At 65.9% G+C, this 16907-nt stretch carries 17 protein-coding genes; 12 read left to right on the top strand and 5 right to left on the bottom strand.

Features of this window, described 5'->3' with window-relative positions; all coding sequences use genetic code 11:
• Window positions 1–223: 223 nt before the first annotated feature.
• The 5 genes from queA to secF all read left to right on the top strand — a co-directional run bounded on the left by queA (window position 224) and on the right by secF (window position 6496).
• Entirely contained in the window at window positions 224–1276 is a 1053-nt protein-coding gene (gene queA, locus DVS29_RS26525) for a tRNA preQ1(34) S-adenosylmethionine ribosyltransferase-isomerase QueA (protein ID WP_118183501.1), read from the top strand.
• A 283-nt stretch (window positions 1277–1559) separates the two neighbouring features.
• Complete coding sequence (gene tgt / locus DVS29_RS26515) at window positions 1560–2795, top strand: tRNA guanosine(34) transglycosylase Tgt (RefSeq protein WP_118183499.1); 1236 nt, start codon at window positions 1560–1562, stop codon at window positions 2793–2795.
• Between the two features lie 231 nt (window positions 2796–3026).
• Complete coding sequence (gene yajC / locus DVS29_RS26510) at window positions 3027–3353, top strand: preprotein translocase subunit YajC (RefSeq protein WP_118183498.1); 327 nt, start codon at window positions 3027–3029, stop codon at window positions 3351–3353.
• A gap of 125 nt (window positions 3354–3478) precedes the next feature.
• Window positions 3479–5530 carry a protein translocase subunit SecD gene (gene secD, locus DVS29_RS26505; RefSeq protein ID WP_118183497.1) on the top strand — a complete coding sequence of 684 codons (2052 nt, stop codon included), beginning with the start codon at window positions 3479–3481 and terminating at the stop codon, window positions 5528–5530.
• A 15-nt stretch (window positions 5531–5545) separates the two neighbouring features.
• On the top strand, window positions 5546–6496 hold the full coding sequence (gene secF / locus DVS29_RS26500; RefSeq protein WP_118183496.1) for a protein translocase subunit SecF: 951 nt from the start codon (window positions 5546–5548) through the stop codon (window positions 6494–6496).
• 120 nt (window positions 6497–6616) lie between these two features.
• Here the strand turns inward: secF and DVS29_RS26495 are convergent, their stop codons facing one another.
• Together DVS29_RS26495 and DVS29_RS26490 are read right to left on the bottom strand one after the other, a co-directional pair.
• On the bottom strand, window positions 6617–7894 hold the full coding sequence (locus DVS29_RS26495) for an MFS transporter (RefSeq protein WP_118183495.1): 1278 nt from the start codon (window positions 7892–7894) through the stop codon (window positions 6617–6619).
• Between the two features lie 192 nt (window positions 7895–8086).
• The gene (locus DVS29_RS26490; RefSeq protein ID WP_118183494.1) at window positions 8087–8647 is read right to left on the bottom strand and encodes a cytochrome b; all 561 of its coding nucleotides are present in this window, start codon (window positions 8645–8647) and stop codon (window positions 8087–8089) included.
• 478 nt (window positions 8648–9125) lie between these two features.
• Here DVS29_RS26490 and DVS29_RS26485 point away from each other — a divergent pair, with 478 nt between their 5' ends.
• From DVS29_RS26485 to DVS29_RS26465, 5 genes are all read left to right on the top strand, one after another.
• Window positions 9126–9848 (top strand): paraquat-inducible protein A, encoded by a 723-nt coding sequence (locus tag DVS29_RS26485; protein WP_118183493.1) that lies wholly within the window; start codon window positions 9126–9128, stop codon window positions 9846–9848.
• A 7-nt stretch (window positions 9849–9855) separates the two neighbouring features.
• Entirely contained in the window at window positions 9856–10503 is a 648-nt protein-coding gene (locus DVS29_RS26480; RefSeq protein ID WP_118183492.1) for a paraquat-inducible protein A, read from the top strand.
• Window positions 10500–12158: a PqiB family protein gene (locus DVS29_RS26475; RefSeq protein ID WP_118183491.1), complete on the top strand. Its 1659-nt coding sequence runs from the start codon at window positions 10500–10502 to the stop codon at window positions 12156–12158. The genes DVS29_RS26480 and DVS29_RS26475 overlap by 4 nt, the downstream gene beginning before the upstream one ends.
• Window positions 12155–12901: a PqiC family protein gene (locus tag DVS29_RS26470; protein ID WP_118183490.1), complete on the top strand. Its 747-nt coding sequence runs from the start codon at window positions 12155–12157 to the stop codon at window positions 12899–12901. Before DVS29_RS26475 ends, DVS29_RS26470 begins: the two co-directional genes overlap by 4 nt.
• A gap of 132 nt (window positions 12902–13033) precedes the next feature.
• Entirely contained in the window at window positions 13034–14320 is a 1287-nt protein-coding gene (locus DVS29_RS26465) for a THUMP domain-containing class I SAM-dependent RNA methyltransferase (protein WP_118183489.1), read from the top strand.
• Window positions 14321–14341: 21 nt separating this feature from the next.
• On the opposite strand, the gene DVS29_RS26460 is transcribed toward DVS29_RS26465, so the two are convergent.
• A complete protein-coding gene (locus tag DVS29_RS26460; RefSeq protein ID WP_118183488.1) occupies window positions 14342–14800 on the bottom strand; it encodes an SRPBCC family protein in 459 nt (152 codons plus the stop codon).
• Complete coding sequence (locus DVS29_RS26455) at window positions 14787–15155, bottom strand: ArsR/SmtB family transcription factor (protein WP_118183487.1); 369 nt, start codon at window positions 15153–15155, stop codon at window positions 14787–14789. The genes DVS29_RS26460 and DVS29_RS26455 overlap by 14 nt, the downstream gene beginning before the upstream one ends.
• 175 nt (window positions 15156–15330) lie before the next feature.
• Here DVS29_RS26455 and DVS29_RS26450 point away from each other — a divergent pair, with 175 nt between their 5' ends.
• Window positions 15331–15717: a VOC family protein gene (locus DVS29_RS26450; RefSeq protein ID WP_118183486.1), complete on the top strand. Its 387-nt coding sequence runs from the start codon at window positions 15331–15333 to the stop codon at window positions 15715–15717.
• Between the two features lie 82 nt (window positions 15718–15799).
• Window positions 15800–16540: a helix-turn-helix transcriptional regulator gene (locus DVS29_RS26445; protein ID WP_118183485.1), complete on the top strand. Its 741-nt coding sequence runs from the start codon at window positions 15800–15802 to the stop codon at window positions 16538–16540.
• Window positions 16541–16585: 45 nt separating this feature from the next.
• Here DVS29_RS26445 and DVS29_RS26440 read toward each other — a convergent pair.
• Window positions 16586–16907: NAD(P)(+) transhydrogenase (Re/Si-specific) subunit beta (locus DVS29_RS26440; RefSeq protein WP_164707991.1), on the bottom strand; the 322-nt coding region annotated here is incomplete at its 5' end.

The following is a 16907-nucleotide window of genomic DNA, read 5'->3' as shown; positions in this document are numbered from 1 at the left end:
TATCGGCTTTCAGGTAATCGGGTCATGCGGCCGGCATCCGCCCCGCAATCATAGCCGCTCGGCGGCGTGTCACGGCGCTCCGGCCCGGCTTTGCGATGCATGACCGGCAGTGCGGCACATCGGCGGTACGCCGATCGCACGGCAGCGACAACGCGCCACGCCACCGTGGCAACGCGCAAAGCACCCCGCCCGATTCCGCTTCCATCCCGTTACGTCAGTCCGCATGTTCACGCTTTCCGATTTCGATTTCGACCTGCCGCCCGAACTGATCGCGCAAACCGCGTTGCCCGAGCGCAGCGCGAGCCGCCTGCTCGAGGTGAACAACCGTACTGCGCCACCCGTTCTCACCGACCGTCGGTTCGCCGATCTGCCCGCGTGCATCGAGCCGGGCGATCTGCTGGTGTTCAACGATACCAAGGTGCTGAAAGCGCGCTTCCTCGGCCAGAAGGCCAGCGGCGGGCGCATCGAGGTGCTGGTCGAACGGCTGACCGGCGAGCGCACCGCGCTCGCGCAGGTGCGCGCGAGCAAGAGCCCGCAGCCGGGCACAACGCTGCGCCTGGCGGATGCGTTCGACGTCACCGTGGGCGAGCGCGTCGAGCCGTTCTACACGCTGCACTTCCCGGACGACTGCCTGACGCTGATCGAGCAATACGGCCGGCTGCCGCTGCCGCCGTATATCGAGCACGATCCCGACGCCGTCGACGAAACGCGCTACCAGACCGTCTACGCGCGCAATCCGGGCGCGGTGGCCGCGCCGACGGCCGGTCTCCATTTCGACGACGCGCTGTTCGCGCGGCTCGACGCGATGGGCGTGGAACGCGCGACGCTGACGCTGCACGTCGGCGCGGGCACCTTCCAGCCGGTGCGCGTCGAGAACATCGCCGAACACACGATGCACAGCGAGTGGTATGCGTTGCCGCAAGCGCTCGTCGACCGGATCGCGGCCGTGAAAGCGCGCGGCAACAAGGTGATCGCCGTCGGCACGACATCGATGCGCGCGCTCGAAGCCGCCGCGCGCGACGCAGAGACTGCGGGCCGCCCGCTCGCCGCGACCGCCGCCGAAACCGACATCTTCATCACGCCTGGCTACCGGTTCCGGATCGTCGACCGGCTGGTGACAAACTTCCACCTGCCGAAATCGACGCTGCTGATGCTGGTGTCCGCATTCGCCGGCGTCGAGACGATCCGCGCGGCCTACCGGCATGCGATCGACGAACGCTACCGCTTTTTCAGCTACGGCGACGCGATGCTGCTGACGAAGGGCGAAGACGCCTGACCGCAGAGCCGCGCCGCGCAAGGCCGGCAACCCGTGGCATTACGCACTTGTGCTCGCCGCGACCACGTGACACCATGCGGCCCGCGGTGCGCCGAACGCGCGGCGACACGCCGCCGCGATGCGCGTTGAAGCAGCGCTCGGCAACGTACGCCATGTGCACACGGCCTCAGCCGCTGCCGCGCAGCCATCCGCATCGCCCGTTTTACCCGCCACTGTCGCGAATCGCGCGATGGCAGCGTTCACCATCTGCGCCGGACTGTTCTCCGGTGGCACAGGAGTTTTCATGACCCAGGGTCATACCGATCACGCACGCGACGACCACGCCGCGCCGGGCGCCGAAACCGACAACCGCGCCGACAACGGCGCCGGTACACAAAAGCCCGCCAACGGCCTCGAATTCGAACTGCTCACCACCGATGGCCAGGCCCGCCGCGGCCGCCTGAAGCTCAATCACGGCGTGATCGAAACGCCGATCTTCATGCCGGTCGGCACGTACGGCACCGTAAAAGCGATCCAGCCGCGCGAGCTCGAAGAAATCCGCGCGCAGATCATTCTCGGCAATACGTTTCACCTGTGGCTGCGCCCTGGGCTCGACGTGATCGACGCGCACGGCGGCCTGCACGGCTTCATGGGCTGGAAGCGGCCCATTCTGACCGATTCCGGCGGCTTTCAGGTGTTTTCGCTCGGCGATCTGCGCAAGATTACCGAAGATGGTGTCACGTTCGCGTCGCCGATCAACGGCGACAAGCTATTCCTGTCGCCGGAAGTGTCGATGCAGATCCAGAAGGTGCTGAACTCGGACATCGTGATGCAGTTCGACGAGTGCACGCCCTATGCGACCGACGGCGTGCCGACGTCGCACCAGGACGCCGCCGACTCGATGCGCATGTCGATGCGCTGGGCGCAGCGTTCGCTCGACGAATTCGGCCGCCTCGGCAACCCGAACGCACTGTTCGGCATCGTCCAGGGCGGCATGTTCGAGGATCTGCGCGACGAGTCGCTCGCGGGTCTTGCAGACATGGGCTTCCACGGGCTCGCGATCGGCGGGCTGTCGGTCGGCGAACCGAAGGACGACATGATGCGGGTGCTGAACCACATCGGCCCGAAGCTGCCGGCCGACAAGCCGCACTACCTGATGGGCGTCGGCACGCCGGAAGATCTGGTGGCGGGCGTGGCGGCCGGCGTCGACATGTTCGACTGTGTGATGCCCACCCGCAACGCGCGCAACGGCTGGCTCTTCACCCGCTTTGGCGACATCAAGATCCGCAACGCGACGCACCGCAACTCGCTGCGCCCGCTCGACGAACAGTGCGGCTGCTACACCTGCCGCAACTTCACGCGCGGCTATCTGCACCACCTGCATCGCGTCGGCGAAATTCTCGGCGCGCAGTTGAACACGATCCACAACCTGCACTACTACCTGGAGCTGATGGGCGAGATCCGCGCGGCGATCGAAAGCCATACGTTCGATGCGTTCCGCCGGCGCTTCCAGGACGACCGTGCGAGAGGGGTCGACTGATGCGCGAACGGATGCGCCCGCATCAAGTCGGGCGCGCATGACGCGGCACGCATTACAATCCACTGCCGAAATGGAAACCGCGCGGGTACCGCGTGGATGCCACGCGAATGCCCGCGCTGCCGGATGCGCTTAACAGCTTGATCGCAAAGCGCATTCACCGATCGTCAGGTCAATGGCAGGTGGTAGAATATTCGGCTGACTTTTTTTGATCGTTATAACGGAGAGACCAACGTGTCGTTCATTTCCAGTGCCTTCGCACAGAATTCTGCCGGTGGAGCGGAATCGAGCCTGATGAGCTTCCTGCCGCTGATCCTGATGTTCGCGGTGCTGTATTTCATCATGATCCGCCCGCAAATGAAGCGCCAGAAGGAACATCGCAACATGCTCTCCGCGATGGCGAAGGGCGATGAAGTGGTCACGAACGGCGGCATCGTCGGCAAGGTGACGAAGGTCGGCGAAGCGTACGTGGGCGTCGAAATCTCGGAAGGCACGGAGATCACCGTGCAGAAGGGATCGATCACCACGATTCTCCCGAAGGGAACGATCAAATCGCTCTAAGGCCTGCTCTCCCGCGTCCGGCGCGGCCTCGCGAACCAGCAGCGGCAGCTGTCATGACCCGCTCCTCTCTCGCGCACATCGCCGGGCGCATCGCATAGAAGCCAACCTTACCGTTGGGCCATCCCATGAATCGCTACCCCCTCTGGAAATACGTCGTCATGCTGGTGGCGCTCGCCATCGGCCTCTTGTACACGTTGCCCAACTTCTTCGGCGAAGCGCCGGCCGTCCAGGTGTCGAGCGGCAAAGCCACCGTGAAGCTCGATTCCGGCACGCTGTCGAACATCGAAACCGCGCTCGCCTCGAACAACATCAAGCCTGACGACATCACGTTCGACAACTCCACGCTCAACGCGAACATCCGCGTGCGCGTGCGCGACACGGACACGCAGCTGCACGTGAAGGACCTGCTGTCGAAGGCGCTGAACAGCGACCCGAACGATCCGACGTACGTCGTCGCGCTGAACCTGCAGAGCGCATCGCCGAACTGGCTGACCGCGCTGCACGCGCTGCCGATGTACCTCGGTCTTGACCTGCGCGGCGGCGTGCACTTCCTGCTGCAGGTCGACATGGCGGGCGCGCTGAACAAGAAGCTCGATTCCGACGCGTCGGACGCGCGCACCATCCTGCGCGACAAGAACATCCGCGACGGCGGCACGAACCGCGTCGGCCAGTCGGTCGTGATCGACTTCGCCGACAAGGACACCGCCGAAACCGCGCGTCGCGAACTGCTCACGGGCGTCGCCGAACTGCAGTGGAATGAACAGCAGGCGCCGACCGGCGGCGGCTGGCAGCTGATCGGCACGTTCACGCCGCAGGTGCAGAAGGCCGTACAGGACGCCGCACTCAAGCAGAACATCACCACGCTGCACAACCGGGTGAACGAACTCGGCGTGTCGGAACCGGTGATCCAGCAACAGGGCGACGACCGCATCGTCGTCGAACTGCCGGGCGTGCAGGACACGGCGAAGGCGAAGGACATCATCGGCCGCACGGCCACGCTCGAAGCGCGCCTCGCCGACCCGCTCGGCCTGCATCCGAATCCGGGCGACCCGGTGCCGGCAGGCGACGAGCTCTTCACGCAGGGCAACCAGGCGCCGGTGCTGCTGAAGAAGCAGGTGATCTTCACCGGCGACCGCATCATCGACGCGTCGGCCGGCTTCGACGAACACCAGCGTCCGTCCGTCAACATCACGCTCGACTCGGCCGGCGGCCGCGCCGTGCGCGCGGTGTCGCGCGACAACATCGGCAAGCCGATGGCGATGGTGCTGTTCGAGAAGGGCAAGGGCGAAGTGCTGACGGTCGCGACCATCCAGTCCGAACTGGGCGACCGCTTCCAGATCACCGGCCAGCCCACGCCGCAGGCGGCAACCGACCTCGCGCTGCTGCTGCGCGCCGGCTCGCTCGCGGCGCCGATGGACATCATCGAGGAACGCACGATCGGCCCGAGCCTCGGCGCGGACAACATCAAGAAGGGCTTCGACTCGGTCGTCTACGGTTTCGCCGCGATCGCCGTCTTCATGATCGCGTACTACCTGCTGTTCGGCGTGGTCTCGATCATCGGCCTGTCGGTGAACCTGCTGCTGCTGATCGCCGTGCTGTCCATGTTGCAGGCCACGCTTACGTTGCCGGGTATCGCCGCTATCGCGCTCGCGCTCGGTATGGCGATCGACGCGAACGTGCTGATCAACGAACGCGTGCGTGAAGAGCTGCGCAACAACGCGCCGCCGCAGCTGGCCATCCAGAACGGCTACGCGCATGCATGGGCGACGATTCTCGACTCGAACGTGACGACGCTGATCGCCGGTCTCGCGCTGCTCGCATTCGGCTCGGGTCCGGTGCGCGGCTTCGCGGCCGTGCACTGTATCGGCATTCTTACGTCGATGTTCTCGGCCGTGTTCTTCTCGCGCGGTATCGTGAATTTCTGGTACGGCGGCAAGAAGAAGCTGAAGTCGCTCGCGATCGGTCAGGTGTGGAGGCCGGAAGGCGCGACACCTGTCGGCGCGGGTTCAGTCGCAGCCGCACTCGCCTCGCCGGATGCGGACACCGACACCGGCCGCGCGGTGACCGCGGCATCGAAGCCGTCCAAATCGGCCCCGCGCGCGAAGCCGACCGTGCGTCGCCGCAACGCGCCGGGCACGCCGACCGCGCAGCCCAGAAAACCGGGTTCTTCCCGCTGAGTCCCGGAGACGAACATGGAATTTTTCCGCATCCGTAAAGACATTCCGTTCATGCAGCGCGCGTTGATCTTCAACGCGATCTCGCTCCTGACGTTCATCGCTGCCGTGTTCTTCCTGATTCACCGCGGGCTGCACCTTTCCATCGAATTCACCGGCGGCACGGTGCTCGAGGTGCAGTATCCACAGGCGGTGCCGCTCGAACCCGTCCGCACCACGCTCGATAAGATCGGCTACAGCGATGCGCAGGTGCAAAGCTTCGGCACGTCGCGCAACGTGATGATCCGTCTGCCGGTGAAGCACGGTCTGACGTCCGCGCAGCAGAGCGATCAGGTGATGGCGTCGCTGAACCAGGACACGCCTGGCGTGCAGTTGCAAAGCGTCGAGTTCGTCGGTCCGCAGGTAGGCAAGGAGCTGGCCACCAACGGTCTGCTGGCGCTCGCGTGCGTGGTCGTCGGCATCGTGATCTACCTGTCGTTCCGCTTCGAATGGAAGTACGCGGTGGCCGGCGTGATCGCCAACCTGCACGACGTGGTGATCATTCTCGGCTTCTTCGCGTTCTTCCAGTGGGAGTTCTCGCTGTCGGTGCTGGCCGCGGTGCTCGCGGTGCTCGGCTACTCGGTGAACGAGTCGGTGGTTATCTTCGACCGGATCCGCGAAACCTTCCGCCGCGAGCGCAAACTCTCGGTGATGGAAGTGATCAACCACGGCATCACGAGCACGATGTCGCGAACCATCATCACGCACGGCTGTACGCAGATGATGGTGCTGTCGATGTTCCTGTTCGGCGGCCCGACGCTGCACTACTTCGCGCTTGCGCTGACGGTCGGTATCCTGTTCGGTATCTACTCGTCGGTGTTCGTTGCCGCCGCGCTCGCGATGTGGCTCGGCGTGAAGCGCGAGGACCTGATCAAGGAAAAGAAGGCCGCGCACGATCCGAACGATCCGAACGCCGGCGCGCAGGTCTGATCGTCCGCTGCTGCGCCGGATTCCGCGGCGCGGCGGAAGCAGTCAGAACGCAGTTGAAAAAAGGCCGATTCCTGCGAATCGGCCTTTTGCTTTTGGCGGACCGGCTCTGCCCTGCCCGCTTTACTTGAAGCCGAGCTTGCGCCGCGCCACCACCAGCGCCACAAGACTGATCACCGCCGCAAACATCAGGTAGAAACTCGGCGCGACCTTCAGGCCCGTTTCGCGGATCAGCCACGCGATGATGAACGGACCGAATCCGCCAAACACCGTCACCGCGATGTTATAGCCGAGCGACATGCCCGTCGTGCGCGTCTGCACCGGAAACAGTTCCGACAGCAGGCCGGGCATCGCCGCGAAATAGCCGGTCAGAAGCAGGCCGAACAGGATCTCGACGACGAGCAGCGTGCCGAAGGTCGGATGCGCGACGAGATACAGGAAGCCCGGCAGCACCAGCACGAGCAGGAGCGCGCCCGCCACGAACATGATCCGCGTGCGGCCGTGCAGATCCGACAGATGGCCGATCACCGGCGAGAGCACCAGCTGGATCACGCCGATCGACACGATCGCCGCGAACGCCGAAGACGGCGACAGCCCGAGCTGCTTGATCGCGTAGGTGGGCATGAACAGCACGAGGTAAGTGGCGACAGTCGCGAGCACCACCACGCCGATCGCGACCGCGAGCCGCAGCTTCTGCGATGCGAAGGTGTCGCGCAGCGGCGACGCTGTAGTGTCGGCGGCGAGGAACTCGGGCGTTTCGTCGAGCTTCGTGCGGATGAACCACGCAACCGGCCCGATCAGGAGGCCGAAGAAGAACGGCACCCGCCAGCCCCACGCGGCCATCTGCAGCGCCGTCAACGATCCGGTGAGCAATGTGCCGAAGCCGGCCGCGAGCAGCGTGGTCAGCCCCTGGCTCGCGATCTGCCAGCTCGCGAAGAAGCCGCGCCGGCCCGGCACGTGCTCGGCGAGATACGCGGTGGCGCTGCCGAACTCGCCGCCCGCCGAGAACCCCTGCATCAACCGCGCGAATACGAGAATCAGCGGCGCCGCGACGCCTATCGTATCGTACGTGGGCAGCACCGCGATGATCAGCGTGCCTGCCATCATCAGCAGGATCGACAGGGTGAGCGCCGCCTTGCGCCCGTGCCGGTCCGCGTAGGCGCCGAGCACGATCGCGCCGAGCGGCCGCATGAAGAACGACACGCCGAACGTGCCGAGCGTCAGCAGCAGCGAAACCGTATCGTTGCCCGCCGGAAAGAACAGCTTTGAAATGACGACGGCGAAAAAGCCGTAGACGACCAGATCGAACCACTCGAGCGCATTGCCGATCGATGCGGCCACCACCATGCGCCACGCTCCCCGCCCGCTCGCCGTTGCGGCTGCGGCTGTCGTTGCACCCATCAGGATCTCCACGCGCGCGCTGGTTGTGATCGCTCGTTGCAATCGTCTCCGCGACGAAAATCGCACAGCCGGCCGGACTGCGGGCACGCGTCGCCGCTCCGGGGCCTGCGCCACTATGTACCTGAAAAAATTGTTCTGCGCGAGCGTTCGCGGGTTCGCCCTGGTGAGCCCGGGTGAGCTCCAGGCGGCTGCCTACCGCAAAAACGGCAGCATCCGCGCGAGCAGCCCGTCGCGATCGATCAATTGATGCTTCAGCGCGGCCAGCACGTGCACGCACACGAGCACGAGCAGCACATAGTTGAGCGTGATGTGCACGTCCTTCAGCACGACCTTCAGGACAGGATCCGGCGCGATCAGGCGCGGCAGCGGGATCAACCCGAGATAGACGACCGGCACGTTCGCCGCCGAACTGTACAGGTAACCGGACACCGGAATCACGATCATCAGCGCGTACAGCGCGAAGTGCGTCAGATTCGCGGCCGCCCGCTGCCAGGCGGACATCCGCCGCGGCAGCGGCGGCGCGCCGTGGGTGGCGCGCCACAGGATGCGCAGCACGGCCAGCGCGAACACCGTCACGCCGATCCACTTGTGCCACGAGAAGTAGCGCAGCTTGGTGGGCGTGAAGCCGGGGATATCGGTCATGACCCAGCCGAGCGCGAAGCCGCAGACGATCAGCAGCGCGATCAGCCAGTGAAACGCTATGGCCGTGCGCGTGTACGAATCGTGAGGCCCGAACGACGGAGTGGGTGGCATGACGAACCCGCGATCGAAAATGTGACGACGACGTCCGGCTCTTCCTTCGGCACACGCAGACGAAGCGCGCGACGGGTTCGATACGCAGCCGGTTGGTACGACATTATTCTCCACTGGCGAAAATCCGGTTACCCAATCTTTCGTAGACTGTTCGGATAACGATATGCCCCGGGGCCAGGCACGCGGTGTGCGAGGGCGTTCCGGCTTTCGATCCGCCAGCACCCGCGGGAGGTCGGCGAGATGGGTCACGCGCTCCTGGCTTCGCCGCCTTTCGGACGCGCGCAACGAGTGGAACGATCGCACGCTCAAAACGGTCCCAACACGACGTGACAGTTCGGCTAGACTTCAGGCGCCTTCGGCCGCGGAATACAGACGTTTCTCGAGAGGCGCCTTTGATACTATTGCAGCAGAATTCCTGGCGGGCTCGCGTGCGTGCCGGTCAGGTCATCACGCTCCACCGAAGTCACACGCTCTGCGCATGGAACAAGACAATCTGATCGCGTGCCACGAGTGCGACGCGCTGTACCGCAAGCCGAAGCTTGCCGGGCGCGCCACTGCGCACTGCCCGCGTTGCGGCGCGACGCTGGTGCGGCACAGTTCGCCCGGCCGGCTCGATCGCGTCTGCGCGATGACCTTCGGCGCATTGATCACGTTTCTGATCGCGCAGGCTTATCCGATTCTCGAACTCGAAACAAACGGCATCACGAGCCAGACCACGCTGTTCGGCGCGCTCGTCGCGCTGTGGAATCAGGACATGCAGATCGTCGCGGTGATGGTGTTCCTGTCCACCACGCTGTTTCCCCTCACCGAGTTGCTCGCGCTGCTGTACGTGATGCTGCCGATCCGCGCCGGCCATGTGCCCGCGGGTTTCAACCGCGTGCTGCGCGCCATCCAGTTCGTGCGCCCGTGGGGCATGATCGAGGTCTTCATGCTGGGCGTGCTCGTCACCGTCGTGAAGATGACGAGTCTCGCGCGCGTGATCCCCGAGGCGGCAATCTTCGCGTTCGCCGCGCTGACGCTGATGTTCGCAGTCGTGGTCACGTTCGATCCGCGCACGCTGTGGGACATCGCCGACGAACTGGCGGAGCGCGAAGCCGCGGCACGGCAAGGCAAGCGCAATGGCAGGCTGCCGCCCGAAGTGGTGGCGAACAAGGCCCGTTCGGTCACGGTCGGGCAATCCGCGCCGGGCGGAGAAGGATAAACGCATCATGCGATACCCCACCGCGCTGCGCACCGGTCTCGTCGTCTGCCACGCCTGTGGCCAGGTGCTGCGCCACGTGCGATCCATCGAGCCGCAACGCTGTACGCGCTGCGGCGCCGTGCTGCACCGGCGCCACCCGGACAGCCTGATGCGCACCTGGGCTCTGCTGATTGCCGCGGCGCTGCTGTACATTCCCGCGAACCTGCTGCCGGTCATGCACACGGCGTCGCTCGTCGGTTCGGAGGACGATACGATCATGAGCGGCGTCGTCTATTTCTGGACCTCGGGCGACTGGCCGCTCTCCATCATCGTGTTCATCGCGAGCATCCTCGTGCCGATGCTCAAGCTGAGCGTGCTCGCGCTGCTCACGATCACCGCGCAGAACCGCTCGCGCTGGCGCCCGCATGAACGCACCACGCTCTACCGCATCGTCGAGCGGATCGGCCGCTGGTCGATGCTCGACGTGTTCGTGATCACGATGACGGTCGCGCTCGTGCGCTTCCAGTCGCTCGCGGTGATCACGGCCGGACCGGGCGCGATCGCGTTCGGCTCGGTCGTCGTGCTGACGATGATCGCGTCGATGCAGTTCGATCCACGGCTCATCTGGGACCCGATCGACAGCGATACGAAAAACTCTCAGGACCCCCATCCATGACCAGCCCGCAAGGACCGAACTCCGATCCCGGCGCACCGCGCAACGAACCGACCCGCCCTGTCGTGCCGCCGGATCTGCCGGAGCCCGACATCGACACGAAGCGGGGCTGGTTGCCTTCGCTCGTGTGGGTAATTCCGCTCATCGCCGCGCTGATCGGTATCACGCTGGTCGTGAAAACGGTCCTGGAGCGCGGCCCCACAGTCACCATCAGCTTCAACACCGCGGAGGGACTCGAGCCGGGCAAGACCAAGGTCAAGTTCAAGGACGTGGACATCGGCACCGTGAAGAGCATCCGGCTGTCGACGAACCTGTCGCGCGTGCTCGTCGAAGTCGAACTCACGAAGGAAGCACAGGATTTCGCGGTGAAGGACACGCGCTTCTGGGTCGTGCGGCCACGGGTCGGCACGACCGGCGTATCGGGGCTCACCACACTGCTGTCGGGCGCGTACATCGGCGTCGATGCCGGACGCTCGAAGGAGACCGAGCACAATTTCGTCGGCCTCGAAACGCCACCCGCCGTCACTGGCGACCAGAAGGGGCGCCGCTTCACGTTACGCGGCGAATCGCTCGGCTCGATCGACATCGGCTCGCCGATCTACTACCGGCGCGTGCAGGTCGGTCAGGTGGTCGGCTTCTCGCTCGACAAGGACGGCACCGGCGTGACGATCCAGGTGTTCGTCTCCGCGCCATACGACCAGTACGTCGGCACCAACTCGCGCTGGTGGCACGCAAGCGGCGTCGACCTGCGGCTCGATTCGAACGGCTTCACGCTGAACACGCAGTCGCTCGCTACGGTGATCGTCGGCGGTCTCGCGTTCCAGTCGCCGCCAGGGCAGTCGGTCGGCGAACAGGCGCCGGACGATCAAACCTTCCGCCTCGCCGCCGACGAATCGGACGCAATGCGCGAGCCGGACGGCACGCCGGTGCGCGTCGTGATGAACTTCAACCAGTCGCTGCGCGGCCTGTCGGTCGGCGCGTCGGTCGACTTCCGCGGCATCGTGCTCGGCCAGGTGACGAACATCGGCGTCGAATACGACCCGAAGGCGCGCAACTTCACGATGCCGGTCACGATGGACATCTATCCGGACCGTCTGCGCCGCCGTTCTCGCGATCAACTGCCGGCGCAAGGCACGCCCGCGCAGCACCAGCTGCTGGAGGACCTCGTCGCGAACGGGCTGCGCGGCCAGCTGCGCACCGGCAACCTGATCACGAGCCAGCTGTATATCGCGCTCGACATCTTCCCGAAGGCGCCGCGCGCGAAGGTCGACATCTCGCAGGATCCGATCGTGCTGCCGACCATGCCGAACACGCTCGACGAACTGCAGGTGCAGGTCGCCGATATCGCGAAGAAGCTCGATGCCGTTCCGTTCGACAAGATCGGCAACAACCTGAACGACTCGCTGCAGAACGCGAACAAGCTGTTCGACCAGCTGAACAGCCAGGTGATGCCGCAGGCGCGCGACACGCTGAAGGCCGCGCACGACACGTTCACCTCCGCGCAGGCCACGCTGCAGCAGGACTCGCCGCTGCAGTCCGACGTCCACCAGGCAATGCAGGAGCTGACGCGCACGCTGCAGTCGCTCAACGCGCTCGCCGACTACCTCGAACGACATCCCGAATCGCTGCTGCGCGGTAAATCAGGAGATAAACCATGATGTCAGTCCCGCGCGTGACGTCGCGCCTCGCCGCCTGTGCGGCGTTCGCCGCGCTCGGTCTGCTCGCCGCGTGCGCGTCGCCGGCGAGCCACTTCTACACGCTGAGCGCGGACAGCGCGCCCGCCGCTCAGGCCGCGAGCGCGGCGCGCACTGCGACGCACCCGTCGCTGCTGATCGAAGTCCCGCCGATCGACGTGCCGGCGCAGGTCGCGAAATATCAGTTCGTCGTGCAGACCGCGCCGACCCAGGTCGACGTGCTCGAGCAGCAGCGCTGGGCGTCGCTGCCCTCCGACGAAATCCGCCGCGCGCTGTCGGCGGACCTCACACAGCAGCTCGACACCATCGACGTGTACGGCACTGCCTACCCGCAAGGCATGCCGGTGTATCGCGTCAGCGTGAACGTGCAGCGCTTCGAATCGTGGCCCGGCTCGCATGCGCTGATCGATGCCGTGTGGAGCGTGCGCGCGGTGAAGACGGATACGGTGATGACCTGCCGCAGCACCATCAGCGAGCCGGTGCAGAGCGGCTACGACGCGCTCGTCGATGGCCATCGTCGCGCGGTCGCGCAGATCTCGACGGAAATCGCCGCGGCCGTGCGCGAGCTCGCGTCGGCGCCGCAACCGATGGCACCGATGGGCTCGTCTTCATCGCCCGGAAAATCGAGGAGCGCCGCGCCCGTCGCACGTCCGCAGCCGGTGCTGCCGTGCCCGACCGAAGGCGCGGCGCCGCTCGCGGCGAAGTAGCCGACGCTGCTCGCCGGATCGCGCGCGCAGACGCGATAGAAGGCGTCCGGTCTTCGACGGCCGGGCGCCTTTTTCATTGGCGATGGCGCCGCGTACAATATCGCCTTCTGTCCGAGCCTTCCGGCACTCTCCATGTCTTTCGACTTTTTCATCCCCTGTCCGCGCGGGCTCGAAGCCGCGCTGGCCGCCGAACTCACCGACATCGCGGCGAATCGCCTGAACGGCGCGGCGTTCACGCCCGGCGCGCAGGTGCCCGGCGGCGTCCACTTCCGCGGCGGCTGGCCGGCCGGCATGGCCGTCAACCTGCACTCGCGCATCGCGAGCCGCGTGCTGCTGAAGATCGCGGAGCGTCCGTATCGCAACGAGCAGGACATCTACGCGCTCGCGCTCGAACAGCGCTGGGAGCAGTGGTTCTCGGCGAACGAGACGCTGCGCGTCGATACGACCGCGATCAAGTCGCCGCTACGCAGCCTCGAGTTCGCGACGCTGCGCGTGAAAGACGCGGTATGCGACCGGCTGCGCGACGTGAGCGGCGCACGGCCGAGCGTCGATACCGCGTACCCCGACGTGCGCGTGTTCGTGTTCCTCACCGCAACCGAATGCACGCTGTACCTCGACACATCCGGCGAGCCGCTCTTCAAGCGCGGCTGGCGGCTCGACAAGGGCGCGGCGCCGCTGCGCGAGAACCTCGCGGCCGGTATCCTGCGGCTGACCGGCTGGACGCCGGACGTGCCGCTGTACGACCCGATGTGCGGCAGCGGCACCTTCCTCGCGGAAGCCACGCAGGTCGCGCTGGATATTGCGCCGGGTGTGGAGCGCCGGTTCGGCTTCGAGAAGCTGCGCCAGTACGACGTGAGCGCATGGCAGGCGCTGAAGAGCGCGGCCATCGACGCGAAGCGCGCGGCACGCGGCGGCAAGAAACATCTGCAGATCTACGGCAGCGACATCTCGGGCGACATGCTCGAGAAGGCGCGCGCCAACTTCGAGCGCGCGGGCTTCGACAGCATTCCGCTCAAGCAGCTCGACGCGCGCGGCATGACGCCGCCCGCCGCCGGGCCCGGCATTCTGGTCGCGAACCCGCCGTATGGCGAGCGGATCGAGGTGCGTGGCCGTGGTCCGCGTGGCGAAGTGCGCACGCGCGAGCGCGATTCGCGCGATGACACTTTCCACCGTGCGCACGCCGACGCGCCCGATGCCGAGTTCTTCCAGGCGCTCGGCGACGCGCTGAAGCAGCGCTTCACCGGATGGCACGCGTTCGTGCTGACGTCGGACCGCAAGCTGCCGGGCCAGTTGCGGCTGCGCGAATCGGCGAAAACGCCGCTCTTCAATGGCGCGCTCGAATGCCGGCTGTTCCGCTTCGATCTGATCGCGGGCAGCGTGCGGCAGCGGCCGGCGGGAGATACGAACGCGGCGTCGTAAGCGCGCCGCCGCTTCGTTCGTTCACTTCGAGCAGTTGCCCCAGCGCTGCTTCGTCATCGCCATCGCCTCGCCGGTTTCGAGCAGCGACTTGAGGCTCGACAGCACCGCGGGCCAGCCTTGCGAAATGCCCTTCGCCGTTTCCGGGTCGCCTTCGAGCTGATCGTGCGTGACGGTCAGACGGACGGCGCCGAACGCGTCGTCGATCTGGTACGTGACGCGCGATTCGCCGGTGCGTCCCGGCTTTCCCCACGTCACGACCAACCGCCGCGGCGGCTCGCACTCGAGCACCGTGCCGACCACGTCGACCTGCGACGCGTCGTCGTAATGCTGGTACTCCCAGCGCGAGCCGGGCTGCCAGTCCGACACCGGACGGCCGCGCCCCCAGTAGTCCTTCGTCAGCTCCGGGTCGCGCAGCGCATCGAACACCTTCTGCGGCGTCGACGCGATATACGTGACGTAGACGAATTCAGGTTTGCTCATCACCGCCTCCTTCATTGTCTTCATGGGTGCGGCGCCGGGCCGCGCCGTCATCGCCTTCCAGATGACGCTTCAGGTCGTGCAGCACGCGCAGCCGGTTGCGTTCGAACTTGCCGATCCAGCGCTCCGCGATTTCGTGGATCGGCACCGGGTTCAGGTAATGCAGCTTTTCGCGCCCGCGCCAGACCACCGCGACGAGGTTCGCTTCCTCGAGCAGCGCGAGATGCTTGCTCACCGCCTGCCGGCTCATGTCGAGCCCTTCGCAGAGCTCGCCGAGCGTCTGCCCGTTGTGCGCATGGAGCAGATCGAGCAGTTGACGGCGGGTTGGATCGGCCAGCGCCTTGAAAACCAGGTCCATGGATCGTGCGGGATCGTTTGCTGAATTATGCAACCTTTTGGTTGCATGTCAAGTGATGTGGATGAAATGCGGATTCGCTGCCAGCTACTGACAGCACGCTGTCAGTAACCCCCACGCACACTGCGGTCACGCCATCCGGCGTTCATTCATCGCAGTGATCCCAAGGAGAATCGTCATGTCAGCCAATCCGCAACGCGTCCTGTCGTGGTTCGAAATCCCCGTCGCCGACATCGATCGCGCGACGCGCTTCTACGAAGCCGCGCTCGATACGAAGCTGCACCGCGAGCAGCTCGGCACCGAGACCATCGCAGTGTTCGCATACGACCAGCCATGCACCGGCGGCTGCCTCATCGAACGCGGCGATCATCAGCCGGCGCTCGACGGCGCGACGCTCTATCTGAACGCGACGCCGAACGTCGATGCCGCGCTCGCGCGCATCGAACGTGCTGGTGGCAAGACGCAGGGGCCGGCGGTCCAGTTGCCGAACGACATCGGCTACATCGCGTTCTTCACCGACAGCGAGGGCAACCGCATCGGGCTGCATTCGCCCGCTAACGGCTGAACGCAACCGCTGCAGCCGCAGCAGCCGCGCGCTCGGCTCTCGCGGTACGGGCGCTACGAAGCCACGACCGCCGGAGCGGACGATGCGGCGCTATCATCGCGACACCGTCTTTCTTCCCAGTCGCCTGGCCTTCACGATGACCCGCCGCGCCGACCGCCTGTTCCAGATCGCCGAGCTGCTGCGCGGCCGCCGCCTCACGACTGCGCAGCAGCTCGCGGAGTGGCTGCACGTGTCGCTGCGCACGGTCTATCGCGACGTGCGCGATCTGCAACTGTCAGGGGTGCCGATCGAAGGCGAAGCGGGCATCGGTTACCGGCTGAATCGCAACGCGAGCCTGCCGCCGCTCACCTTCACCGCCGACGAACTCGCTGCGCTCGCGGCCGGTGCGCGCATGCTCGAAACCTGGGGCGGCGCGGGGTTCGCGTCGGGCGCGCGCGGTGCGCTCGCGAAGATCGCGTCCGCGATGCCCGCCGACCGGCGCGCAACGCTTGACCGGCTGCCGATCTACGCGCCGTCGTTTCACATCAAGCCGGAGTTTTCCGCGAAGGTCGATCTGCTGCATCAGGCGATCGACGGGCGGCGCGTTGCGCGCTTCGCGTATCAGGACCGCGACGGTGCGCAAACCGAGCGACGCGTGTGGCCGCTCGGTCTCGCGTATTGGGGCGCGCGCTGGACGACCGGCGCGTGGTGCGAACTGCGCAACGACTTCCGCAACTTCGACATCGACCGGATGCGGGACGTCGAACTGCAGGAGCCGTTTCCCGACATCGAAGGCCGACGTCTCGCGGACTTTCTGCGGGTGGTGCGGGCGAAACAGCGCTGACGCCGCAGCGTTGCCCGCGGCGTCAGGGCCATCTGCGCTTATGGCTTATTCGACCGACTTCACCATATCCTCGATCACCTTCTTCGCGTCACCGAACACCATCATCGTCTTGTCCATGTAGAAGAGCTCGTTGTCGAGACCGGCGTAACCCGCCGCCATCGAGCGCTTGTTGACGATGATCGTGCGCGCCTTGTACGCCTCGATGATCGGCATGCCCGCGATCGGCGACTTCGGATCGTTCTTTGCCGCCGGGTTCACCACGTCGTTCGCGCCGAGCACCAGCACCACGTCGGTCTGGCCGAACTCGTTGTTGATGTCCTCCATCTCGTACACGAGGTCGTACGGCACTTCGGCTTCCGCGAGCAGC

It is taken from the genome of Paraburkholderia phosphatilytica, from assembly GCF_003443895.1.
Taxonomy (GTDB): Bacteria; Pseudomonadota; Gammaproteobacteria; order Burkholderiales; family Burkholderiaceae; genus Paraburkholderia; species Paraburkholderia phosphatilytica.
Note: the sequence above shows the minus strand (reverse complement) of the source record. Positions and strands in the feature narration are given on the sequence as shown.